General features: G+C 61.4%; 24 protein-coding genes and 1 pseudogene. 7 read left to right on the top strand and 18 right to left on the bottom strand.

Features of this window, described 5'->3' with window-relative positions; translation table 11 throughout:
• Positions 1 to 238 precede the first annotated feature (238 nt).
• Entirely contained in the window at positions 239 to 1,183 is a 945-nt protein-coding gene (locus tag CO666_RS06665) for a diacylglycerol/lipid kinase family protein (protein ID WP_097611286.1), read from the top strand.
• Between the two features lie 19 nt (positions 1,184 to 1,202).
• Here CO666_RS06665 and CO666_RS06660 read toward each other — a convergent pair whose 3' ends face one another.
• On the bottom strand, positions 1,203 to 2,555 hold the full coding sequence (locus CO666_RS06660) for a glutamine synthetase family protein (protein ID WP_097611285.1): 1,353 nt from the start codon (positions 2,553 to 2,555) through the stop codon (positions 1,203 to 1,205).
• Positions 2,556 to 2,638: 83 nt separating this feature from the next.
• Here CO666_RS06660 and CO666_RS06655 point away from each other — a divergent pair, with 83 nt between their 5' ends.
• The gene (locus CO666_RS06655; protein ID WP_097611284.1) at positions 2,639 to 4,009 is read left to right on the top strand and encodes an aspartate aminotransferase family protein; all 1,371 of its coding nucleotides are present in this window, start codon (positions 2,639 to 2,641) and stop codon (positions 4,007 to 4,009) included.
• 12 nt (positions 4,010 to 4,021) lie between these two features.
• On the opposite strand, the gene CO666_RS06650 is transcribed toward CO666_RS06655, so the two are convergent.
• The 6 genes from CO666_RS06650 to CO666_RS06625 form a co-directional block, all read right to left on the bottom strand.
• Positions 4,022 to 4,303: a type II toxin-antitoxin system RelE/ParE family toxin gene (locus tag CO666_RS06650; protein WP_280951782.1), complete on the bottom strand. Its 282-nt coding sequence runs from the start codon at positions 4,301 to 4,303 to the stop codon at positions 4,022 to 4,024.
• 25 nt (positions 4,304 to 4,328) lie between these two features.
• Complete coding sequence (locus tag CO666_RS06645) at positions 4,329 to 4,580, bottom strand: type II toxin-antitoxin system ParD family antitoxin (RefSeq protein WP_097611282.1); 252 nt, start codon at positions 4,578 to 4,580, stop codon at positions 4,329 to 4,331.
• 91 nt (positions 4,581 to 4,671) lie between these two features.
• The gene (locus CO666_RS06640) at positions 4,672 to 6,159 is read right to left on the bottom strand and encodes an ArnT family glycosyltransferase (RefSeq protein WP_097611281.1); all 1,488 of its coding nucleotides are present in this window, start codon (positions 6,157 to 6,159) and stop codon (positions 4,672 to 4,674) included.
• Entirely contained in the window at positions 6,160 to 7,659 is a 1,500-nt protein-coding gene (locus tag CO666_RS06635; RefSeq protein WP_097611414.1) for a glycosyltransferase family 39 protein, read from the bottom strand. It lies immediately after the preceding gene.
• Positions 7,660 to 7,671: 12 nt separating this feature from the next.
• Positions 7,672 to 8,688, bottom strand: a complete 1,017-nt coding sequence (locus CO666_RS06630; RefSeq protein ID WP_097611280.1) for a glycosyltransferase family 2 protein — start codon at positions 8,686 to 8,688, stop codon at positions 7,672 to 7,674.
• Positions 8,689 to 8,825: 137 nt separating this feature from the next.
• The gene (locus tag CO666_RS06625) at positions 8,826 to 10,319 is read right to left on the bottom strand and encodes an ArnT family glycosyltransferase (RefSeq protein ID WP_097611279.1); all 1,494 of its coding nucleotides are present in this window, start codon (positions 10,317 to 10,319) and stop codon (positions 8,826 to 8,828) included.
• A 185-nt stretch (positions 10,320 to 10,504) separates the two neighbouring features.
• On the opposite strand from CO666_RS06625, the gene CO666_RS06620 reads away from it, so the two are divergent.
• Entirely contained in the window at positions 10,505 to 11,467 is a 963-nt protein-coding gene (locus tag CO666_RS06620; protein WP_097611278.1) for a lysylphosphatidylglycerol synthase domain-containing protein, read from the top strand.
• Here CO666_RS06620 and CO666_RS06615 read toward each other — a convergent pair.
• Genes CO666_RS06615 through CO666_RS06600 form a run of 4 tightly spaced genes read right to left on the bottom strand, consistent with a single transcriptional unit; the run spans position 11,435 to position 13,789 of the window.
• Positions 11,435 to 12,676, bottom strand: a complete 1,242-nt coding sequence (locus tag CO666_RS06615) for an RNA polymerase sigma factor (RefSeq protein ID WP_097611277.1) — start codon at positions 12,674 to 12,676, stop codon at positions 11,435 to 11,437. The genes CO666_RS06620 and CO666_RS06615 overlap by 33 nt on opposite strands.
• Positions 12,677 to 12,685: 9 nt before the next feature.
• Positions 12,686 to 13,045, bottom strand: coding sequence for a YciI family protein (locus CO666_RS06610; RefSeq protein WP_097611276.1), 360 nt, complete (start codon positions 13,043 to 13,045; stop codon positions 12,686 to 12,688).
• A gap of 2 nt (positions 13,046 to 13,047) precedes the next feature.
• Complete coding sequence (locus CO666_RS06605) at positions 13,048 to 13,407, bottom strand: YciI family protein (protein ID WP_097611275.1); 360 nt, start codon at positions 13,405 to 13,407, stop codon at positions 13,048 to 13,050.
• Positions 13,408 to 13,432: 25 nt separating this feature from the next.
• On the bottom strand, positions 13,433 to 13,789 hold the full coding sequence (locus CO666_RS06600; RefSeq protein WP_097611274.1) for a YciI family protein: 357 nt from the start codon (positions 13,787 to 13,789) through the stop codon (positions 13,433 to 13,435).
• A gap of 168 nt (positions 13,790 to 13,957) precedes the next feature.
• On the opposite strand from CO666_RS06600, the gene CO666_RS06595 reads away from it, so the two are divergent.
• On the top strand, positions 13,958 to 14,173 hold the full coding sequence (locus CO666_RS06595) for a hypothetical protein (protein ID WP_245436747.1): 216 nt from the start codon (positions 13,958 to 13,960) through the stop codon (positions 14,171 to 14,173).
• Positions 14,174 to 14,182: 9 nt separating this feature from the next.
• Here the strand turns inward: CO666_RS06595 and CO666_RS06590 are convergent, their stop codons facing one another.
• From CO666_RS06590 to CO666_RS06580, 3 genes are all read right to left on the bottom strand, one after another.
• Entirely contained in the window at positions 14,183 to 15,685 is a 1,503-nt protein-coding gene (locus CO666_RS06590) for an AMP nucleosidase (protein WP_097611272.1), read from the bottom strand.
• A gap of 85 nt (positions 15,686 to 15,770) precedes the next feature.
• A complete protein-coding gene (locus CO666_RS06585) occupies positions 15,771 to 15,950 on the bottom strand; it encodes a hypothetical protein (protein ID WP_097611271.1) in 180 nt (59 codons plus the stop codon).
• A 271-nt stretch (positions 15,951 to 16,221) separates the two neighbouring features.
• Positions 16,222 to 16,560 (bottom strand): DUF2147 domain-containing protein, encoded by a 339-nt coding sequence (locus CO666_RS06580; RefSeq protein WP_097611413.1) that lies wholly within the window; start codon positions 16,558 to 16,560, stop codon positions 16,222 to 16,224.
• A gap of 441 nt (positions 16,561 to 17,001) precedes the next feature.
• On the opposite strand from CO666_RS06580, the gene CO666_RS06575 reads away from it, so the two are divergent.
• On the top strand, positions 17,002 to 17,268 hold the full coding sequence (locus CO666_RS06575) for a sel1 repeat family protein (protein WP_085736700.1): 267 nt from the start codon (positions 17,002 to 17,004) through the stop codon (positions 17,266 to 17,268).
• Between the two features lie 190 nt (positions 17,269 to 17,458).
• Here CO666_RS06575 and CO666_RS06570 read toward each other — a convergent pair whose 3' ends face one another.
• The 3 genes and pseudogenes from CO666_RS06570 to CO666_RS35005 all read right to left on the bottom strand — a co-directional run.
• On the bottom strand, positions 17,459 to 18,571 hold the full coding sequence (locus tag CO666_RS06570) for a pyridoxal phosphate-dependent aminotransferase (RefSeq protein WP_097611270.1): 1,113 nt from the start codon (positions 18,569 to 18,571) through the stop codon (positions 17,459 to 17,461).
• A 163-nt stretch (positions 18,572 to 18,734) separates the two neighbouring features.
• Positions 18,735 to 19,136 (bottom strand): pilus assembly protein PilZ, encoded by a 402-nt coding sequence (locus CO666_RS06565; RefSeq protein ID WP_097611269.1) that lies wholly within the window; start codon positions 19,134 to 19,136, stop codon positions 18,735 to 18,737.
• Between the two features lie 231 nt (positions 19,137 to 19,367).
• Positions 19,368 to 19,615, bottom strand: a pseudogene (locus tag CO666_RS35005) (DUF2177 family protein); the annotation flags it as partial.
• A gap of 114 nt (positions 19,616 to 19,729) precedes the next feature.
• On the opposite strand from CO666_RS35005, the gene CO666_RS06550 reads away from it, so the two are divergent.
• Positions 19,730 to 20,176, top strand: a complete 447-nt coding sequence (locus CO666_RS06550; RefSeq protein WP_097611267.1) for a baeRF12 domain-containing protein — start codon at positions 19,730 to 19,732, stop codon at positions 20,174 to 20,176.
• A 93-nt stretch (positions 20,177 to 20,269) separates the two neighbouring features.
• Here the strand turns inward: CO666_RS06550 and CO666_RS06545 are convergent, their stop codons facing one another.
• Positions 20,270 to 20,602 (bottom strand): hypothetical protein, encoded by a 333-nt coding sequence (locus tag CO666_RS06545; RefSeq protein WP_097611266.1) that lies wholly within the window; start codon positions 20,600 to 20,602, stop codon positions 20,270 to 20,272.
• Positions 20,603 to 20,958: 356 nt separating this feature from the next.
• Between CO666_RS06545 and CO666_RS06540 the strand changes: the two genes are divergently transcribed.
• Positions 20,959 to 21,399: a glyoxalase superfamily protein gene (locus CO666_RS06540; RefSeq protein WP_097611265.1), complete on the top strand. Its 441-nt coding sequence runs from the start codon at positions 20,959 to 20,961 to the stop codon at positions 21,397 to 21,399.
• The last annotated feature ends 50 nt before the right edge of the window (positions 21,400 to 21,449 follow it).

The following is a 21,449-nucleotide window of genomic DNA, read 5'->3' as shown; positions in this document are numbered from 1 at the left end:
CATTCGAATGGCGGGAGGCGGAGGTACGTATCTCCGATATTCCTTATCTATCCCGGATGCATTGGCTGGCGTCGAGTGCGTTTTCTGCAGTGCAGCGTCCTGTTATGTGCATATGTCAGTTGCAATATTTGCATTTCAGCGACTGCTTACCAAAAACGGCCGCGCTTGAAATCGCCGATACCGCAACCATCTCAGGAGCAAAGGCAGGATTGTTTCCGCGCCGGAGACGGGAGCCCTTATGAAGCTTGTAGGCTTTTTCAATCGCGACGGTGGCACCTTCCGGACCACCGACATGCTGGCCTACGAAAAGAGGGCGGAGGAAGCCTTCCGCGACGCAGGACATGATTTCGACGCCATCGTCTTTTCGGGAAAAGAGATCATTCCCGCCATGGAGCGAGCGGCCAAGCGCGACGATATCGACGGCATCGTTGCCGGCGGCGGCGACGGAACGATTTCGGCGGCGGCCTCGATCGCCTGGAAAAATGGCATTGCGCTCGGCGTCGTGCCCGCCGGCACGATGAACCTTTTTGCCCGCTCGCTGCGCGTGCCGCTCGATATCTGGCAGGCGCTCGATGTGCTTGCATCAGGCGAGATCGACAATGTCGATATTGCCAGCGCCAACGGTCGGCCCTTCATTCACCAGTTTTCCGCCGGCCTGCATGCCCGCATGGTGCGTTACCGCAACGCCTACAGCTATCGTTCGCGGCTGGGCAAAATACGGGCGAGCACGAAAGCGGCCTTGGGCGTCATCTTCAATCCGCCGGAATTCGAGGTCGAGTTCGAGGCGGCCGGCATGCGCGAGCGCCGCCGGGTGTCGGCGATCTCGGTCTCCAACAATCCCTTCGGCGAAAACGCGCTGCTCTATGCCGACAATCTGAGAAGCGGCGAACTCGGCTTCTACACGGCAAATCCTCTGAAACCCCTCGGTGTCGCCCGCCTCGCCGTCGACATGCTGCGTGGCAAGGTCCGCGAGAATGCCGATGTCATGGTGATGCACCCGGCCGAGGTGCAGCTGCATTTCCCGAAGCTGCGCTCCAAGGCCAATTGCGTCATGGACGGCGAGTTGCTGCCGCTCGCCCGCGACGTCTCGATCCGGCTGCATCCGGGCGAATTGAAGGTCCTCGTCAAGCAGGGTCTTGCGGCGCAAGTGGATGCGGCCGAACGCCGCGAGCCTGCGGCGTAAGTCGGCCGCGGAAATAATTTCAGAGCCGCGGCAGATAGGTGCGATAGTCGAAATCCGAGACGGTGCGCAGATGCGCCAGCGCTTCCTTGCGCTTGGTATCGCCATAGAGCGCCTGATAGCGCGCGCCGAAAATATCGGCGATGAAGGGCGAGGTGCGGAAGGCTTCGACGGCGCTGAGGAAATCATGCGTCAGCCGCGCCGTATTCGCCGGTATGTGCGAGGGCGTTGTTTCCTCGCCGGGATCGAGTTCGCCGTCGAGGCCGATCAGCATGCCGCCGAGGATTGCCGCCAGCAGCAGATAGGGATTGGCGTCGGCGCCGGCCACACGATGCTCGATGCGGGCGGCCGGCCCGTCCTTGTCGGGTATGCGGATCGCCGTGCCGCGATGGCCGCTGCCCCAGGTGAGATCAACAGGTGCGAACGAACCCGGCTGGAACCGCCGGTAGGAATTGGCGAAGGGGGCGAAGATCAGCTGTGCCTCGCGCATGGTATTGAGCAGGCCGGCTGTCGCCGATTTGAGCCGCTTCGGCTCGCCGCCCTTGGCATCGAGGATGTTGCGGCCTTGCCGGTCGATGATGCTCGCATGCACATGCAGGCCGGAGCCGGCATGGTCGGAATAGGGCTTGGCCATGCAGGTCGATTTCAGCCCGTGCCGCCGCGCTGCCTGTTCGGCGATACGCTTGAGACAGAGGCAATCGTCGGCGGCCGCCAGCGCATCGGGACGGTGCATGAGGTTGACCTCGAACTGGCCGGGGCCGAACTCCGCCGTCGTCGCTTCCGCCGGCAGCCCCTGTGCCTTGGCATAGGCCCTCAGCGTCCCGAGATAATCGTCGAGCGCGTCGACGGCGCTCATGTCGTAAAGCTGGAAACCGTTCGGTTCGCCGCGATAGGTGAGGCTTTCGGGCGGGGAGGGGCGTCCGGTCTCGCGCCAATTGCCCGCCATCACATAGAATTCCAGCTCGGTCGCCACCACAGGCGTCAATCCCCGCGCCGCATAGCGCTCCAATACTGAAGCGAGAATGGCGCGCGGGTCCATGAAACTCGGGCTGCCGTCGAATTCATGCATCGTGGCGAGCACCTGCATCGAGCCCTCGGGCGCCCAGGGCATCGGCGCCAGGCTGCGCCGGTCGGGGATTACCTTGCCATCGGGATCGCCGATCGTTAGCGACAGGCCGGTGATATCGTCATTGTCGTCGCCCCAGATGTCGAGTGATTGCGTCGAGGTCGGCAGGCGGATATCTCCGGCCCAGACCTTGTCTTCTGCGCCCGCCGGCAGCTGCTTACCGCGTAGATCGCCGTTCATGCCGACGATCAGGATTTCGAAACGCGGGTCGCCGCTCTCGGCTTTGCCGTCCATCCTGTCGCTCGCCATGACCTTGAAAATCCTCCGGGACAAGGCCAAGCTCCTATCTCATCGACAGCAGCCTTTCAATCCGCGAAGGTCTTTCACCAGCTATGCCCGATAATTACCCACCCTCGAACCTTGCGGCGATCGACGCCGCGCATCACCTGCATCCCTTCACGGATATGAAGAAGCTGAATGCCGAAGGCACGCGCATCATCCAGCGCGGCGAGGGCTGCCACATCTTCGACGATCGCGGCAGGAAATATCTCGATGGTTTCGCCGGCCTCTGGTGCGTCAATATCGGTTATGGCCGCCGGGAGATCGCGGACGCCGTCGCCAGGCAGATGAACGAGCTGCCCTATTACAACACTTTCTTCGGCACGAGCTCGACGCCCGCGACGCTGCTGGCTGAGAAGGTGACCTCGCATGCCGGGGAACGTTTCAATCATGTCTTCTTCACCGGTTCCGGCTCGGAGGCGAACGACACCTGGTTCCGCATGGCCCGTGTCTACTGGAGCGCCGTCGGCCAGCCGTCGAAGAAGATCGTGATATCGAGGAAGAACGGCTATCACGGTTCGACCGTTGCCGGCGCCAGCCTTGGCGGCATGAAATATATGCATGAGCAGGGTGACCTGCCGATACCAGGCATCGTCCATATCGGCCAGCCCTACTGGTATGGCGAGGGCGGCGGCGATCTCTCGCCCGATGAATTCGGTCTGAAGGTCGCCCGCGAACTCGAAGCGAAGATCGATGAGCTGGGCGAGGAGAATGTCGCCGCCTTCGTCGCCGAGCCGGTGCAGGGTGCGGCCGGCGTCATCATCCCGCCCGAGACCTACTGGCCGGAGATCGACCGCATCTGCAAGGCGCGCAATATCCTGCTGGTGACCGACGAAGTGATCTGCGGTTTCGGCCGGCTGGGCGCCTGGTTCGGCCATCAGCATTTCGGCGTCGAGCCCGATCTTGCGCCGATCGCCAAGGGGCTGTCCTCCGGCTACCTGCCGATCGGTGGCGTGCTCGTCAGCGACCGCATCGCCGATGTGCTGATCAACGAGGTCGGCGACTTCAATCATGGCTTCACCTATTCCGGCCATCCGGTCTGCGCCGCCGCAGCCCTTGAAAACCTGCGCATCATCGAGGAGGAAAGGCTGGTCGAACGTGTGCGCGACGACATCGGCCCCTATTTCGGCAAGGCCTGGGCAGCGCTCGCCGACCATGATCTGGTCGGCGAGGCTGTCAGCATCGGCCTGATGGGCGGCCTGCAGCTTGCTGCCGACAAGGGCACGCGGACCCGTTTCGATAAGCCCGATCGGATCGGCGCGCTGGTGCGCAATCATGCGCTGGCAAACGGTCTCGTGCTGCGCGCCACCGGCGACCGCATGCTGGCTTCACCGCCGCTTGTTATCAGCCACACGGAGGTGGACGAGATGGCTAGGATCACCAAGCTGGCACTAGATGCGGCCTGGAAGGAGCTGAAATCCTGACTTCGTTAGGACCTAAAGCTCGAAATCCTGCGGCTTGGTATCCTCGGCGCCGTGTTTCACGCGTAGAACTACGATGCGGTCGTGATAGGAACGGTAATAGATGCAGCGGTTCCGGTAGGGCAAGCCGCGCAGACCTTCCGAAATGTAGTCGCGGGGCGATCCGGTAAAGTCCACTTCGGCGATCCAGGCGATCTTCGCGGTTAAGTCGGCCAGGAACTCTTGCGCATAATGGGGACTGCTCTCGGCGATATAGCGCCGAATGTTCCGCAGATCCTCGATGGCGGATGGAGCGATAATCAGGCGTTTCGGTTTGATGGCGCTAGCTTTCGTTCATGACGTCTTTGAGGAGATCCGCGCCGGTGGCGTACTCCTTGCCGAGGCCGGTTTCGATCTCGGCATCCGCCACCTGAATGTCCTTGCGTAGCGCCTGCATTTTCAGCTCATGGTCGGCGAGCATCCGTATGCCTGCCCGCACGGCCTCGGTTTCAGTGCCGAACCGGCCATTGCGGACGAGGTCCGACAGGATCCCGTCATAGGTATCGCCTAGGGAAAAGGTCTTTGCCCGCGCCATGTCAAATTACTCCGTGCTCTTACTATATGGCAAAATACAATACTTTTACAATATGTGAGGCGCAGTCGGGAGATGTAAGTGCTGATGGTGCTCAGCTCGGCGGATGAACCCAGGCATAGCCGAAACGGTAGCTATCGTCGCCGCGCCCGTAGACATAGGGCACGCCGATCACCAAGGCTTCGGGGGCGGAGACGCCGAGATTGGCGCGGAGCCACTGAGCCATGGCCGGAGGAAGCGCTTCGTTTTCCCCCTTATGCGGTATGAGCCACACGAGGAGAAGCGGCCGGCGGCCTGAGATATCCGGTTTGAAGCCGGGATAATCCATGGAAAGGACGTGGATGTCGGGAATATCCTGTCTGAGATTGCCGGCGAGCAGGCTGTCGCCGGCAAGGATCGCAGCCGGTTCGGCCTGTTTGCGCAAGATTTCGAGCATCCCGGCATATGGCCTGTTCAGCCGCTCGTAGTGACCGGAGAAGCGCGCGGTCGCCACACTGCCGTAAAGGGCTGCCGGCACGCCGATCATGATGACGGTGACGATGGGCATGAAGCGCCGGAAAGCCTTGTCAGTTTCCTCGCCCGCCGCCTCGATCTTCAGGCAGAAATAAAGCGGCACGATGAAGAGCATCGGCACCAGCCAGCGGTCCTTGATGCCGGCCGCCCCCCCGAAGACGATCAAAAGCAGAATGCCGGTGAGGAAGACGAGCATCATCCGCTCGAGAAGCCGGGTCCATTCCGACTGGGCGGCCAACGCCGAGCGAAGCTTCTTGCCGAAGACGGTCGCGAACACCGCTACGGTCAATCCGGCAAAGCTGATGACAGCGAGAGCGAGAGAGCTGACGCCCATGGCGACCTGCATTGGATAGCTCGCATTGTCGCTTGCGGTCATCTTTTCCAGGGTGCGGGCAGTTGCGAAATCGAGATTGTCCTTCAGCCAGAAGAGATGCGGCAAGGTGATGATGAGCGCCACGGCAGCTGTCAGCGCCAGCCGCCGCTCAAAGATCCGCGGCCGCAGGCGCGCATCCGCCAGCGCGGCAATCAGGGCCGCCGCCGGCAGGATGGCGAAATTATATTTCGCAAGCAGGCCGAAACCGATGCCAATGCCGGCGATGAGATAGGAGGCAAGGCTTGGCTGCTTCAGGCTGCGGATGAAGCCGTAGAAAAAGATGCTGGCTGAAAAGAAGACCGCGACCGTGTGCGTCAGGTCCCGCTGCATCTCAAAAACCATCTGCGGGATCGTCAGCAGCCCGAGCGTCGATATCGCCACCAGCGCCTTGTCGCGCAGGACGAGCCGCGCGGTGAGGCCGTACAGCAGATAGGAGATGAAGAGCAGAAGGTTCTTGACGACAGAGAGGGCGGCAAGCGAGACGCCTGTAATTTGGAAGACGGTATATTGCAGCCAGTTGTAGAAAGGCGGCTGCGGGCCGTAACCGGCTGCGAGCCACTGAGAGCGGAAGACCTGTTCGGCCTCGTCGAGATCGAGCGAATGCGAGGTCGCAAGCCGCACGCCGACCTGAAGCGCGAAATAGGCGGCCAGCAGGATGAAGATCCACCTGATGTCGCGAAGCTTGCTCTCGGTCATCTATTTGGTCCCCGGCTGCACCCAGGCGTAACCGAGTGCGAAATTGTCGCCCTGGCGGCCGAAATAATAGGGAAGCGACAGTGAGCCGATCTCCTGCGCCGCAATGCCCGCCGCCGCCAGCGCCGATGAAAACCGATCCGGCATGACCGCGTCTGCAGCTGTCGCCGTCATCTTGCCGCGCCAGACGATCAGCACCGGCCCCTTGGCTTCGGCATAGGCCGGAATGCCCGGTGCCGGAAAATCCGGGATCACCACCGGCACATCGGGAAATTGCAGCCGCATGTTGCCGCCGATATAGGTGTCGGACGCGATCACCAGCGCCGGTCGCGCCTGTCGCGTCATCTCGCGTGAAAAACCCGCCATCGGCACATTCGGCCTGCTGTAGGTGCCGATCAGCCCGGCGCCGACGACGCGAAAGCCGAGTGCGATCAGCACGCAGGCCATCAGCACCGGCACCACCGGCCGGAACCGGCGAAGCCCGGCGGAAAGGTCGATGCCGGCAGCCTGCATTTTCGCCAGGAAATAGATCGGCAGCACCAGCAGGAACGGGTCGAGCCAGCGCTCGCGCACCGTGGTGGAGCCGGTGAAAAGCACGATGAGCGCGATGCCGGCAAGGCTTGTGAGCATCATCCGCTCCAGCATCCCGGTCCAGCGGTTTCCGGCCGAAAGCGCCCGGATGAAATCCCGGCGGAAGGCGGCGGCGAAGATGGCGACCGGCAGCGCCGCAAAGGCGATGATGGCGACGAGAAAGGCGAGAAGGCCCTTGCCGATCCGCACGATGCCGGCGGGTTCGTTGCCGGCGGCCATCTTGACCAGAGTATCGGAGGAGGCGAATGCGAGATTGTCCCGCAGCCAGATCGCATGCGGCAGGACGATGACGAGCGCGACGGCGACCGCAGCCAATAGGCGCCAGTCGAACGCCCTGCGCCGCCATTCGGTATCGGGCAGGATGGCGATCAGAGCGGCGACCGGCATCAGCGCGAAATTATACTTCGAGATCAGCCCGATGCCGGTCGCAAGCCCGAGAACGAGATAACTCGCCATATCGGGCCGGTCGAGTGTGCGGAAGAAGCCGTAGAGAAACAGCGCGCTGGCAAAGAGCAGCGCCGTCGTGTGGGTCAGGTCCTGCTGGGCCATGTAAGAGACCTGGGGCAGGGTGATCAGCGCCAGCATGGCGATGGCGGCCAGTGCCTGGTCCTTGAGCGCACGCCGCGCGGCGAGGCCATAGAAGAGATAGGACAGGAACAGCAGGATGTTCTTGGGCACGATCAGTGCGCCGATCGACATGCCCGTCAGCGAAACGACGGCATATTGCATCCAGTTGTAGAAGGGCGGCTGCGGGCCATAGCCCGCCAGCAGATATTGCGAGAAGAAGGATTGCTCGGCCTCGTCGAGTTCCAGCGAATGCGGAAGCGCGATGCGCAGCAGGATGTTGAGCACGAAATAAGCCGCAAGCAGCAGGCCCGCGGTTTTGATCGTCCTCGTCGCGCGCTCCAGCATCATGCTGCCGGCTTAGGCTTGGCTTTGATCGTCGAAGATCTGCCGCACGATATAATTCGGAGAGGCGTCGTCGCGGTAATAGGTGCGCGCGATCATCTCCGCCAGGATGCCGGTGGTGATCATCTGCACCGACGAAAGCAGCAGCACGACGCCGACCATCAGCATCGGGCGTGTGCCGATATCGTTGCCCATGATGAACTTGTCGAAGCCGAGATAGAGGAGGATCAGCATGGCGACAGCACCGAGGCCAAGACCAAGCGAGCCGAAGAAATGCCCGGGCCGCGCCTTGTAGCGCATGAAGAACATCACCGACAGCAGGTCGAGAATGACGCGGAAGGTGCGCGAAATACCGTATTTCGAAACGCCGTGCTCGCGAGCATGGTGGGTGACGGCCATCTCGCCGATGCGTGAGCTCGGGACGACGCCGGCGACCCAGGCCGGGATGAAGCGGTGCATTTCGCCCATCAGCTTCACCTGCTTGATGATCGAGGCACGGTAGATCTTCAGGCTGCAGCCGTAATCGTGCAGCTTGACGCCGGTGATGCGGCCGATCAGGTAGTTGGCGCACCAGGAAGGGATCTTGCGCAGGAACAGACCGTCCTTGCGGTTTTTGCGCCAGCCGACCAGGAGATCGAGTTCGCGCCGCTCCAGTTCGGCGACCATCGCAGGAATGTCCTTCGGGTCGTTCTGCAGGTCGCCGTCCATCGTCGCGATCAGCCGGCCCTGGGCGGTGTCGATGCCGGCCTGCATGGCGGCGGTCTGGCCGAAATTGCGCTGCAGCTCGACGATTCTGAGCACCAGCCCGTCGCGTCCGACGAATTTGCGGGCGTTGACGAGCGTCGCATCCGTGCTGCCGTCGTCGACGAGGATCAGTTCCCAGCGATGGGGATAGGCGGCCATCGCGGCCACGACACGCTCGACGAGCGGGCCGACGCTTTCCTCTTCGTTGAAAATGGGCACGACCAGCGACAGCTCGAGCGATTGTACCGGATCATTCGTACCGCGAATGGGCTCTACCGTTGTCTGCAACTTTCATCTCCAAAAGGCCGGGCGGCCGAGCAATCTTACTGCCGCCGCCGCGCTTGCGGAAGGCTAGTACATGAAGTGTCCGCCCGTTGCCAGCGGGCAATGCCGGTTTCCCCGCAATCGGTTGAGCTGCCGGAATGCTATTTTGCGCCTCCCTCCACCCAGGAATAACCGATGGAGAAGGTCTTTTTGCCGTTGCTGAAGAGATAGGGCAACGTCAGCGTGTTCAACTCTTGCAGATGGATGCCCGATCTTTCGAGATCACTCGCGAAGCTCGGGGAAATTGTCGGGTCGTCGGCGGTTTCACCGCGCCAGATCACGAGCACCGGCCCCTTGGCGGTCGCATATTCGGGAACCCCCGAACCGGGGAAGAACGGGATCACGACCGGAACGTCGGGGAATTCCAGCTTCATGTTGCCGGCCACGAACTTGGTTCCGGCCACGATGAGAACCGGCTTGCGGGTCGCGGTCAATTCGGCCGCGTAGCCGGAGAAGGGAACGTTCGTTCTCGTATAGGTGCCGATATATTGAATGGCAACGATCCGCAGCAGAAGGATCGCCAGGATGACGACCATGAAGACCGGCACCACGAGCCGGAAGCGCGCAAGGCCGGCGGAAAGATCGAAGCCTGCGGCCTCCAGCTTCAGGAACAAATAGATCAAAAGAACGAGCAGGCAGGGGTCCAGCCAGCGTTCGTGGATATCGCTCGCGCCGGCGAAGACAACGACACCGGCGAAGGCGATCAGGCTGACGATCATCATTCGCTCGATCACCCGGATCATCGGACTGGTCGAGGCAAGCGCACGGAAGAAATCCCGTCGGAAGGCTGCCGCGATAATAACGATCGGCAATGCGACGAAGCCGAGTACGGCGATGACGAGGGACAACAGTCCCTGTCCGATGCGGGGAAGTCCGGCGGCCGCCTCGTGCTCGGCGGTCATTCGCTCCAGTGTCGGGCCCGAAGCGCTGGCGAGATTGTCGGGCAGCCAGAGCGCATGCGGCAAAACGATCAGAATGGCGATCGCGATCGCCGGCAGCAGACGCCAGTCGAGCAGGCGGCTGCGCCACTTCCAGTCGGGAAGCACGGCGATGAAGGCGGCAAACGGCAGGATGGCGAAATTATATTTGGAGATCAGGCCGATGCCGGTGGCGATGCCGATGACGAGATAGCTCCCGAGCGTCGGCTGGCGAAGTGTGCGGAAATAACCGAAGAGGAAGAGCGAGGTTGCAAACAGCAGGGCAACGGTATGGGTCAGCTCGCGCTGCGCCATCAGCCCCACCTGCGGCAAGGTAATCAGGCTCAGCATGGCGATGGGGGCGAGCAGACGGTTCTTCAATACCTCGCGGGCAGCCAGCCCATAGAACAGATAGCAGCCGAAGAGAATGATGTTCTTGGGCACCGAGAGCGCCCACATCGTGATCCCGGTCACCGAGACGATGGCGTATTGGATCCAGTTGTAGAAGGGTGGCTGCGGGCCGTATCCGGCAAGCAGGTATTGCGAATAGAAGGATTGCTCCGCCTCATCGAGATCGAGCGTATGCGGCAGCGCGATGCGGAGCGCGATGTTCAGCAGGAAATAGACTGCCAGAAAAAGGCTCGCGCTCGTAATGCTTCTGGTAATGCGCTCCAACATCGATCTCCAAGTCAGGCCGGCGAGGCGCCGTCATCTATCGGTCCGCCGCGGGGTTCGATGGCCTTGAAGCGATCTCGCCGCCACCGCCGTCAAACTCCGCCGTTGTGCGCAACCCTCGTTTCTCCTAAAACGCCTGGCGACGGAACCGAGGCCTGTGCCGACGCCAAGCGAGGAATGCCTACTACATGAAGAGTTCGATCGTTGAAAGCCAGCAGTCCTGGTTTATGCGCAACCGCATGACGGCGCTGACGGTCGTAATTGTCGCAGCCTATGCGCTCTTCATCCAATGGTTCTGGGGTTGGCCCGTCATCGTCAGCCAATGGGCCGATGTCGGCGCGGGCCCGGTGATCGGCGCGCTCGTGGCTTTGACGAGCACCTATTTCCTGCGCACCTGGCGCATCTACGATTATTTTCCGCAGGAAACGGCGGGCCGGTTCGCCACCCTTTTCCGCGTCACGCAGATCCACAATCTCCTGAATATCATGCTGCCTTTCCGCACCGGCGAGACCAGCTTTCCTTTGCTGATGCGCACCGAATTCGGCATTCCGCTGACGCGCGGAACCTCGGCGCTGTTCGTCATGCGGCTGCTCGACCTGCACGCTCTGCTCGCCGCCGCCGGCATCGGCTTTGCGCTCGCCGCGGCCGACGGGCTCGTCGCGTGGTCGCTTTGGGCTGTCTTCCTGCTGCTGCCGGTCGCAGTTTTCGCCGCGCGCAAGCCACTGCTGCGCGCCGCCGCCAGGCTGTTGCCTGCGAAGGTGCAGAAATTCGTCACCGAGGTCGAAAACGGTTTGCCGCTTGATGCCGTTGCCTTTTCGCGTGCCTGGGCGATGACCATCGTCAACTGGCTGGTGAAGGTGATCGTGCTTGCATGGGCGCTCGGCCTGATGGGGGTGCTGCCGATGGCGGCAAGCTTCGGCGGCGCGCTCGGCGGCGAACTCTCCTCGGTGCTGCCGATGCATGCGCCGGGCGGCGTCGGCACCTATCCGGCCGGCATCACCGCCGGCGCCGTTGCGCTCGGAGCCTCGAGTGAGCGGGTAGCGCTTGCCGCACTGGCGCAGGCGAGCGTCAACGCGCATCTGCTGATCATCGTCTCGGCGCTGACCGGAACGGCAATCTCATTGCCGCTCGGGCGTCGCGGCAAGCTCTGAAATCCGCTTTCGCAGAAAAGCCTGCTCCGGCTCCTGCCGGCAGAGCGAGAGCGCTTTCTCATAGGCCGCAATCGCTTCCTCGCGCCGGCCGAGACGGCGCAGGAAATCGGCCCGCGCCGAATGGGCGAGGTGATAGGCCTGCAGTTCCCCGCGGCCGAAAATAGCATCGACCAGATCCAGCCCCTTCGCCGGCCCCTCCGCCATCGCGACCGCCACGGCGCGATTGAGCTCGACGATCGGCGAGGGCTGTGCCGCCAGAAGCAGGTCGTAGTAAAAGGCGATCCGCCGCCAATCGGTTTCTTCGGCCGTCGGCGCCCTTGCATGCTCGGCGGCGATCGCTGCCTGCAGCGTATAGGTGCCGATCTCTCCCGGGCGCATCGCCTCGGCAAGCAGGCTCAGGCCTTCCGCAATTTTCGCATGATCCCAGAGCGAGCGGTCCTGATCGGCAAGCAGCACCAGCAATCCCTGCTCACGGCTGCGGGCGGAACGACGGGAATCCTGCAGCAGCATCAGCGCCAGCAGGCCACAGACGTCGGGATGCGGCAGCAGCTTGAGAAGCAGCCGTGCCAGCCGGATCGCCTCCGCTGTCAGGTCAGCGCGGACCACATCTTCACCCGAAGAGGCGGAATAACCTTCGTTGAAGACGAGATAGATGACGTGCAGCACCTGGTCGAGCCGTTGCGGCAGTGCCTCGCGGGCAGGCACCTCGTAAGGGACCTTCGCCGCCCGGATCCTGCCCTTGGCGCGCACGATCCGCTGCGCCACCGTCGGTGCCGGAATGAGGAAGGCATGGGCGATCTCTTCGGTGGTCAAGCCGCAGATTTCCCGAAGCGCCATCGCCATCTGCGCATCGGCGGGAATGGCGGGATGGCAGCAGGTGAAGATCAGCCGCAGCATGTCGTCCTCGATCGGTTCCATATCACCGATCTCCTCGGTGTCGGGCGTGTAGAGGCTGTCCTCGATGTGATGCTGCGCGGCATCGAAGCGCGCTCGTCGTCTTATCGTGTCGATCGCCTTGAAGCGCCCGGTCGAAACAAGCCAGGCGGAGGGATTTCCGGGCAGGCCTTCCACCGGCCATGTCCGTGCGGCCGCAGCAAAGGCATCGTGAAGCGCTTCTTCGGCCCGGTCGAAATCGCCGAGCAGCCGGATCAAGGTCGCCAGCACCCGGCGCGACTGCGTTCGGTAGATGTCTTCGATGACGCGTTCCAATGGTACACCTCAATCCGGCAAGGTCAGCATTTTGACCGGCCTGAGTTCGACCGCGCCGAAACGTACCGAAGGGATCCGCGCGGTGATCTCCTTCGCCTTGGTCATGTCAGGCGCCTCGATGACGTAGAAGCCGGCCAGATGCTCCTTCGTCTCGACATAGGGACCATCGGTGGCGGAGAGCGTGCTGTTGCGAACGCGCAGCACCGTCGCCTGGTCGGGCATCTCCAACGCGTCGGCATGGATCATGATGCCTTCGCGGCGCAGTTCCTCATCGAAAGCGAAATGCGCTTTGACAAGTTCGTCGGTTTCATCAGGCGTCAGCGTCCCGTCCGTGTCGGCGCTGTTATAAATCAGGCAGATATAGCGCATGGCTATTTCCCATCCTGGATGGCGTAAGTCGGACGCACTTCGATCGAGGAATATTTGAGGATCGGAAAACTCGACACGATCGTCTTCGCCTCCTCGATAGTCTCGGCTTCTACAAGCACGAAACCGCCGAGGTGCTCTTTGATTTCGGCAAAGGGGCCGTCGGTCGCAGAGGCTTGGCCGCTGCGCAGGCGGACCGTGATCGCCGTCGACGGGTCATGCAAGGCGAGCGCCACCAGCAGGTGACCGCTCTCGCGCCAGCGATTGTCGCTGATAATGCACTCCTGTGTGAGCGCATCCCATTCGCTCTGAGGGACCTGCTTGCTTTTTTCCGTGTCGAACCAGATCTGGCATAGAAATTTCATTGGTCTCTCCTCATTCAGTTCCGAATTATTTAGCTCCGAATTCGTGGATCGGCCGCACTTCGATCGCGCCGAGCTTGGCGAGCGGGATGCCGGCCGCAACGCGGATCGCCTCATTGAGGTCCTTGGCCTCGATCAGGATGAAGCCGCCGAGCGCCTCTTTCGTCTCGGCGAAAGGACCGTCCGTCACCGACGTCTCACCGCCCCGCACCCGGACTGTTACCGCCGATGTCGGCGGCTGCAGCGCATGGGCGACGATCAGATGCCCGCTTTCGGCAAGCGCCTTGTCATAGTTCAGTGAGTTCGTGCCGAGTTCGGCCTTCTCTTCTTTCGTCCTGGCGCCGAGCACTGCGCCATCGAACCAGACCTGACAGAGATATTTCATTGCAGACAGCCTCCCTGTGAGTGTTGAATGTGAGTGTTCAATAACCCTGGACGACCGAGCTCCACGCATTTCGACAGCGGCGGAAAAAATCTTTTGTGCCGGTCCTCTGTCGAAATCGCAAGCCAGCACTCGACAAGGCTTCGTCGAAACCTGTCGAGGAGAATGGCAATGAGTATTCTTGAAATTGCGCTGGCAAGCCAGATCTGGGCGCGTCGCCATGAAAAGCGTGAGGCAGAGTTCCTCGAAAGCGATGGGCCGAAGATCCTCCAGCGCGTCGCTTTCGCCTTCCTGGCCTTTACCCTGTTGATCGCAGGGCTGAATATGGCCGCCGGCAGGCCGCAGATGCTTGCGCAGCAGTCGGTGCCTCTCGTGACGGACCGATGAGGAAACGGCCTATTGGAAGGCCGTTTCGAAGAAGCTGCGCAGCTTGCGCGAATGCAGTGCTTCCTTCGGCATGGCGGCCAGCTTCTGAACGGCGCGGATGCCGATCTGCAAATGCTGGTTGACCTGCGTGCGATAGAAGGCTGTCGCCATGCCCGGCAGCTTCAACTCGCCGTGCAGCGGCTTGTCGGAGACGCAGAGCAGGGTGCCGTAGGGCACGCGGAAGCGGAAGCCGTTGGCGGCGATCGTTGCCGATTCCATGTCGAGCGCGATCGCGCGCGCCTGGGAAAGCCGCTTCACCGGCCCGCGCTGGTCGCGCAGTTCCCAATTGCGATTGTCGATCGTGCCGACGGTGCCAGTGCGCATGATGCGCTTCAGCTCGAAACCCTCGTAACCGGTGATTTCGGCGACGGCCGCTTCCAGCGCCACCTGCACTTCGGCGAGCGCGGGAATCGGCACCCAGACCGGCAGGTCGTCGTCGAGCACATGGTCTTCGCGCATATAGGCATGGGCGAGGACGTAATCGCCGAGCCGTTGGCTGTTGCGAAGGCCGGCGCAATGGCCGAGCATCAGCCAGGCATGCGGGCGCAACACGGCGACGTGGTCGGTGATTGTCTTGGCGTTGGAGGGGCCGACACCGATATTGATCATGGTGATCCCGGCATGGCCCTTCTTCTTCAGGTGATAGGCCGGCATCTGCGGCAGGCGGGCAAGTGTCGCATCCGTTTCCGGCGCGCTCGAGCCGGGCAGGGTGACGATATTGCCGGGCTCGACGAAGGCGGTGTAACCGTCGCCACCCTCCGCCATCAGTTTGCGCGCCCAGCTGCAGAACTCATCGATATAGAACTGGTAGTTGGTGAACAGCACGAAATTCTGGAAATGCTCGGCATGCGTCGCCGTATAATGCGACAGGCGGGCGAGCGAATAATCGATGCGCTGCGCGGTGAACGGCGCCAGCGGCGAGGGCTCTCCCGGCGGCGGGATATATTCGCCGTTGGCGATCTCGTCGTCCGTGGTGTTGAGGTCGGGCGTATCGAAGATATCGCGCATCGGAATATCGATGAAGGCGTTGGTCGACGCTTCCACATGTGCACCCTCGCCGAAGGCGAAGTGCAAGGGGATCGGTGTCGTCGATTCCGAGACGATGACCGGAACATTGTGGCTCTTCACCAGCAGCGCCAACTGCTCTTTCAAGTAATGCTTGAAGAGCTTCGGGCGGGTGACCGTCGTCGTGTAGATGCCCGGTGCCGTGACGTGGCCGTAGGAAAGGCGCGAATCGACATGGCCGAAGCTTGTCGTCTCGATGCTGACCTGCGGATAGAAAGCACGGTAGCGCGAGGAGATCGGAGCGCCCTGCGCAAGCTCGCTGAAGCTCTTGATCAGGAAAGCCGTATTGCGCTCATAAAGCGCCGTCAGCGCTTCCACGGCCTTGGCCGGATCATCAAAGCTCTGCGGCTGAAAAGGGGGTGGTGAGGATATGTCGAGGGGCGGTAAAGGGGAGATTCGTTTGTTCATGACGCATTATAGAGAGTTGTTTTTGACAAGCAAACGACGTGCGCCGGCAGAATCCGATTATTTTCCTTTTCGGTGTCGGATGCAGTCACTGCACCGATGGCGTGCAGAATGTGCCGGTTCTCTCCAGGCAGGTATAGCTCGCCCCGAAATGCGACTGCGCGCCACCGCCGCCATTGTGCACCACGACCGCCGAAAACGTGAAGGCGAAGATCGCCGCAAACAGCGTGATGATGCTGAAGCGTCTTGCCAGAATATACATGTCCATTGCCTTGCCCCCGATACGCAACTCTATCGTGAGAAGAGTTTTGCCATGGGCCGGCTGAATGGGTGCTGAGATACCGGTTCATCCACCGTTCATGGAAGTCAGCCGGCTAAGGGCTCGGGAACGGATCGCGTCTGTGTTTCGGCGGGCAATTCCAGCCCGTTCGCGACCGTTTGGTTTGTTTTGACGAGCAGGCTCGCAAAGAACTTCGAGACATGCCGGCGTCGGCATGCCTTTGCGCTGCTCCGGTAATTGCGGAGGCGTATTTTCGGCCTCAGAGCCGCGTCCAGGTCTGCGACTTGCAGAGGATCTTCATCACGCAGCCCTGCATCCGCAGCGAATTGCCGGAAATCTTGCCGGAGCCGCTATAGGTCTTCTCGGCGGCCGGATCGGTGATCTCGCCGGCATAACTGCCGCCGGTTCCGGCAAGCGTGCCGATCTTCCGGCCGGCATATTTGCCGGTCTTCAGCGTCACGCAATAACTGCCGCCGCAGGATGCGATCACCGCCGTATCGCCGGCAGCCGTCTTCCAGTTGCCGACAATCGGCTCCTCGGCATGCGCGATGCCGGCGATCACCGTTATGGCTGCGGCGAGAACGAAGCTGCGGATCATCTTTTCCTCCATGATGCCCTTGATGGCGGCGAAAATAGCTGACGCGAACGTAAAGGTAAATATGTGCGGCGGCTTCTCCGGATCCGGGAAAAAAGGCAGGAAAAAGCCGTCTGGCGAGCGTGCCGCTACATCACCTGCTGATTTCATGATGAACAATCCCTTTATTTTCAAAACTGAATCTTTCGTAAAATTCGCGCGAAAGTCCTTAATTCGCAAGGCATCTGATGTTTAACAAAAATCCAAATTTACCAAGCATTTGCACTTTGTTTGTCTCAAATTAATCATGCATTTTAGGCGTTTTTTGAAAGCCGGTTGGCATAGTGAACCCATCAAACGAGCGGGGCAAACCCGCCGGACCGCAAGGGCCGCAAGCCGCGATAGACGGCAAGGCCCGGAGGTAAAACAGGGTAAGTCATAAACATGCTAACAGGGATAAAACCGATGGCACGCTTTGAAATGCACAATGCTGAAACGGCCACCATGGGTGGCGACAACAGCGCCGATGTCTTCTGTGAAATGGGTCTGATGTATGCAACCGGCCGTGGCTGCGACGTCGATCTGGTCGCAGCTCACAAATGGCTGAACATCGCCGCAATCAAGGGTAACGACCGCGCCGCCGAGCTTCGCGCCGACGTGGCCGCCGCCATGGACAAGATGCAGATCGTCGCGGCGCTGCGCGCCGCCCGCGAATGGATGACGGTTCACTGAGACCGTTTCCAACTCAAAATATCGAATAACAACCTCGGAAAAGAGGGGGCTGGCGGGGCGCTTTGGACGCGGCCGACGCCGGGAGAAGAGAACCGCGACCGGATCCTCCGCCGGCCGCGGCTCTTGCTGTTTTACTTTAAAGAGTGAGAGCCGCCCGAAAACCGCTGACACTTTTCGGCATCATGCTCCATCAGCCGATCTGTTTTAGCACCTGCGGCAGCGCGTCTTCGAGAAGCGCCATATCCGCCTCCGGCCCGACACTGACGCGGATGCAGCGATTGAGCGGCGCCACGCCAGGCATGCGGATGAAGACGCCGCGTTCCATCAGCCCGTCGACAATCGCGCGTGCGTAAACGCCGTCGCGGCCGGCATCGATTGCCACGAAATTCGTCGCCGAGGGCAGGGGCTCAAGACCGTTCGCCCGGGCGATGCCGCCGATCCGCTCCCGCGCCGCATGGATCTTCCCGACCACCTCGGCGAGATAGGTCTGGTCCTTGAGGGCGGCGAGCGCTGCCGCCGTCGCCAGCCGGTTCATGCCGAAATGATTGCGGATCTTGTCGAAGGCCTGCGCCGTGCCCGGCGTCGAGATCACGTAGCCGATGCGTGCGCCGGCAAGTCCATAGGCCTTGGAGAAGGTGCGGGTGCGAACGACGTTCGGCAGCTCGATCAGCGAGGCGATTGACGGCAGCGATCCCGCCGGCCCGGTCTCGCTATAGGCCTCGTCGAGCACCAGCAGCGTCGTCTCGGGCAGCGCCCGGGCGAAAGCCACTATCCTCTCGGCATCCCACCAGCTTCCCATCGGATTGTCGGGATTGGCGAAATAGACGAGCGGCGCCTTCTCTCGCTTGACGGCGTCGAGCAGGCCGTCGAGATCCTCGCGGTCGTTGGCGTAGGGAACGCTCACCAGCCGGCCGCCGAAACCGGCGACATGAAAGTTGAAGGTCGGATAGGCGCCGAGCGAGGTGACGACGGGCGCGCCGGGCTCGATCACCAGCCGGACGATCTGGCCGAGCAACTCGTCGATACCACTGCCGATGGCGATATTGGCGGCGGCGACGCCGAGATGAGCGCCAAGTGCTTGCCTCAGAGCGAAATTCTCCGGGTCATTGTATTTCCAGATATTGCCGGCCTCTTCGCGCATCGCCGCAAACACCGAAGGGGCGGGACCGAAGCCGTTTTCATTGGCGCCGATGCGGGCCAAAACGGCAAGTCCGCGCTGGCGCTCGATGGCCTCGGGACCGACGAAGGGAACTGTGGAGGGCAGGGTGCTGGCAAGCGGGGTGAAGCGCGAAAAGGCAGACATGCGACGGCGATTTCCCGGATATCGTGACAATTGGCGAAACAATAGGCCCGGGCACGACCAACGCAAGCAAGATTATTTCCGCAGCGACGGCGCCGCGCATCCTTTCAGACGCAAAGACGCCGGCTCCGATTTAAGGAACGGTGCGGCGGCCTGTCGCCGCTGTTCACGCGCGGAAGATCGGCGCGCGCCGGGCAGCGATCGCTTCCGTGTTGCCGACGAGGAAGTCGGTGCGGACGACGCGGCGCAGAACCTCGGGGTCCAAGATGTTGATGAATCGCACGCCGATGCGTTCCTTGTGGCGGTAGACCTCGGCGCAGCCGATCCGATAGGCGAGGCCGAGAATGTTGAGATAATAATGTTTCGGCAGACCGGCGGTGGTGGACACGACGAACGTGGCGCCGCCCTGCGAGATATCGATGATCTCGGCGCTTCGCATCGAGACGCCGGTGAGGCACGGGCGCACGGCGACGATGCGGGCTGGGCGTTTGACGCTGAATTCTTCCCAGCGCATGTCGTAGACAGCGGACTTGACCGTGGCAAGGTGTGTGGCGCGGAGCATAGACATTCACATTCTCCGTCAGTCATTTGGGGTTTTAATCACAAGCAAGCAGGTCCTGATGATGAGCGGCGGTCTCGATCACGATCAAGCGGATATTAATCCCAACCAAGGTCACATGAATGTTTTGCACATTCGTCAAGGATAAAATTACAATTTTAACGAGTTCAAACTTTGTTCCCAAGCGGGACGCCCGGATGTTCACTATCGGGACGCGGTCCTTCATCCCGAAGTCTCGTTTCAGCCGAAGATTCTGGCGGCGAGATATCCGCCGCCGGCGGTCGGCGCCGTCAGCAAGGTGCCGCAGACCATGTCGACAAGGCTCCTGACGAGCGGTCAGCCGCCAGGTGCGGCCATGTTGGTGATGCCGTACGTGCCATAGGCCGCCAGTCCCAGAATGGCACCATGGAGAAAGGCGGTGGCGATAGGGCCTGCAGCACGGCAAGCACAACTATCTCGGCGGCAAAAAACAGAGAGAAGGTGCCGGCCGGCTCGCGGGCCGATCGATTTTGCCGCAATTTTCCCGAACTCTTTCAATGGCCGGGCGTTCTGCCTTCATCGATGAAGCAGCGCGCTTCGAATGACGACAGCGAGGAGTTGATATGACCGACGTCAAGATCCCTTGGAAATCATGGGTGGTGGTCTGCAATGGAGCCAAGGCTCTGATCATGCGGAATGCCGGCGATGCCACGCTGATGAACCTTAAGGTGCTGGAAACCCTGACGCAGCCGAATGAGCCCGCTCGCGAACTCGGCGCCGACAAACCCGGTCGCAGCCATACCGCCGACGGCTTCAGCCGCAGCGCCGTCGAAGAGACTGATTGGCACGATCAGGCCGAAGCCCAATTTCTGAAACATGTGGCGGAAAAGCTGGACGAACTGGCGCAGGAAAAGGACGCCCCCGGTATCATCCTTGTTGCGCCGCCGAAGGCGCTAGGCGCAATACGCCCGGCACTCAACGCCGACACGCAGGCGGCGATATCAGCGGAATTGGCGAAGGACTACACCAATATGCCGGTCGATGAGATCGAGCGGCATCTGGCTGCCTGAGACGGTCTTCGCAACCGAGGAACGCGGATCGAACGGCCCGCGTTTTTCGTGTCGGATGCGCTGCACACCGACAGCTCACGGAGGGAAAGAGCCTCAGGTTTCGAAGCTCAGTCGCAGCACGTGGTGCAGGAATTCCGGATTGAGCAGCATGTTGAAGCTGATCGTCACCAATTCGCCTTCGCGCTTGACCATGGTTGCGCCGATCTCGTCATGGATGCCGAGGATTTCCAGGAAGAAATGGCTCGGCATTTCCAGGTTCGGGCTGACTTCAAGCAGTGCGCCGGCGAGTGTGATCGTGCGGATCAGGCAGCGCACCTGCGTTCCGGTGCTGAGATGATGGCCGACGAAGATGATGTTGCCCGGCCTGTCGAGATTGAATTCCCTGTAAGCACGTTCCGGCTTGGGGTGTTCTGTGTCGAGGTGCATCTGAAAGGCCCTTTTAGCCTCCGCTTATTCCACGACAGGATATTAGCTGAAGAATGCTGATGGCAGCTTAACAACATCGATAAGATTGACCGTTTCTGTCGGACTTGCGGGAAAATCGCACCGATTTCGTGCAGATTTGCCCCAAATTTGTTCAATCCCCCGCGCACTCGCGCCATTCTTGACATGACGGCGACGTTCGCGCATACAAAGGCCGGTTCGAGGCACCGGCCGCTCGCGGATGAAAATCCATGGTGAAGCCCTCGCGATCATGGTCACGGCCTTTTGTGCATGCTGACTGGCGGCAATGCGAGCTCCCATCCACAGTCGAAGAGCATGCCTTGCGAAGGCTTTACTCCATGACGACGACCTATCCTGCCATTGACGAATTGAAAGCCCAGGCCAAGCGCCTGCGCCAGGCGATGAACGATCGCGGCACCGCGCTGACCCACAGTGCGGCCCTAGAACTGATTGCCCGCCAGCACGGCGCGCGCGACTGGAATACGCTCGCCGCCCTTGCGGCAAAGCCGAATACCGGTCCGAAGACGCAACTCTTCGTCGGGGCCCATATTCGCGGCCGTTATCTCAATCAGCCGTTCACCGGCGAAATTCTCTCGCTTTCGGCCCTGCCGGGCGGCGATCTCCACCGGATCACCATCCATTTCGACGAGCCGGTGGATGTCGTCACCTTCGCGAGCTTTTCGGCCTTTCGCCGGCGTGTGAGCGCCCAGATCGATGCCGATGGCGTGTCGCCGAGGAGGACCTCGAACGGCGTGCCGCATCTGGTGCTCGATCTCTAATTTCCTCTATTTCTCTGAGGCGATCCGTATCCGCATGATTTCAAGTCGGA

Origin of the sequence: Rhizobium chutanense (assembly GCF_002531935.1) — a bacterium.
GTDB classification, from domain to species: Bacteria; Pseudomonadota; Alphaproteobacteria; order Rhizobiales; family Rhizobiaceae; genus Rhizobium; species Rhizobium chutanense.
This window is presented reverse-complemented; position numbering and strand designations above follow the sequence as displayed.

Bases quoted from the DNA above. Each gene is read 5' to 3' on its own strand.
- CO666_RS06665 (WP_097611286.1), top strand. From the start codon at position 239: ATGAAGCTTGTAGGCTTTTTCAATCGCGACGGTGGCACCTTCCGGACC.
- CO666_RS06660 (WP_097611285.1), bottom strand. From the start codon at position 2,555: ATGGCGAGCGACAGGATGGACGGCAAAGCCGAGAGCGGCGACCCGCGT.
- CO666_RS06655 (WP_097611284.1), top strand. From the start codon at position 2,639: ATGCCCGATAATTACCCACCCTCGAACCTTGCGGCGATCGACGCCGCG.
- CO666_RS06645 (WP_097611282.1), bottom strand. From the start codon at position 4,580: ATGGCGCGGGCAAAGACCTTTTCCCTAGGCGATACCTATGACGGGATC.
- CO666_RS06640 (WP_097611281.1), bottom strand. From the start codon at position 6,159: ATGACCGAGAGCAAGCTTCGCGACATCAGGTGGATCTTCATCCTGCTG.
- CO666_RS06635 (WP_097611414.1), bottom strand. From the start codon at position 7,659: ATGCTGGAGCGCGCGACGAGGACGATCAAAACCGCGGGCCTGCTGCTT.
- CO666_RS06625 (WP_097611279.1), bottom strand. From the start codon at position 10,319: ATGTTGGAGCGCATTACCAGAAGCATTACGAGCGCGAGCCTTTTTCTG.
- CO666_RS06620 (WP_097611278.1), top strand. From the start codon at position 10,505: ATGAAGAGTTCGATCGTTGAAAGCCAGCAGTCCTGGTTTATGCGCAAC.
- CO666_RS06610 (WP_097611276.1), bottom strand. From the start codon at position 13,045: ATGCGCTATATCTGCCTGATTTATAACAGCGCCGACACGGACGGGACG.
- CO666_RS06605 (WP_097611275.1), bottom strand. From the start codon at position 13,407: ATGAAATTTCTATGCCAGATCTGGTTCGACACGGAAAAAAGCAAGCAG.
- CO666_RS06600 (WP_097611274.1), bottom strand. From the start codon at position 13,789: ATGAAATATCTCTGTCAGGTCTGGTTCGATGGCGCAGTGCTCGGCGCC.
- CO666_RS06595 (WP_245436747.1), top strand. From the start codon at position 13,958: ATGAGTATTCTTGAAATTGCGCTGGCAAGCCAGATCTGGGCGCGTCGC.
- CO666_RS06590 (WP_097611272.1), bottom strand. From the start codon at position 15,685: ATGAACAAACGAATCTCCCCTTTACCGCCCCTCGACATATCCTCACCA.
- CO666_RS06585 (WP_097611271.1), bottom strand. From the start codon at position 15,950: ATGGACATGTATATTCTGGCAAGACGCTTCAGCATCATCACGCTGTTT.
- CO666_RS06580 (WP_097611413.1), bottom strand. From the start codon at position 16,560: ATGATCCGCAGCTTCGTTCTCGCCGCAGCCATAACGGTGATCGCCGGC.
- CO666_RS06575 (WP_085736700.1), top strand. From the start codon at position 17,002: ATGGCACGCTTTGAAATGCACAATGCTGAAACGGCCACCATGGGTGGC.
- CO666_RS06570 (WP_097611270.1), bottom strand. From the start codon at position 18,571: ATGTCTGCCTTTTCGCGCTTCACCCCGCTTGCCAGCACCCTGCCCTCC.
- CO666_RS06565 (WP_097611269.1), bottom strand. From the start codon at position 19,136: ATGTCTATGCTCCGCGCCACACACCTTGCCACGGTCAAGTCCGCTGTC.
- CO666_RS06550 (WP_097611267.1), top strand. From the start codon at position 19,730: ATGACCGACGTCAAGATCCCTTGGAAATCATGGGTGGTGGTCTGCAAT.
- CO666_RS06545 (WP_097611266.1), bottom strand. From the start codon at position 20,602: ATGCACCTCGACACAGAACACCCCAAGCCGGAACGTGCTTACAGGGAA.
- CO666_RS06540 (WP_097611265.1), top strand. From the start codon at position 20,959: ATGACGACGACCTATCCTGCCATTGACGAATTGAAAGCCCAGGCCAAG.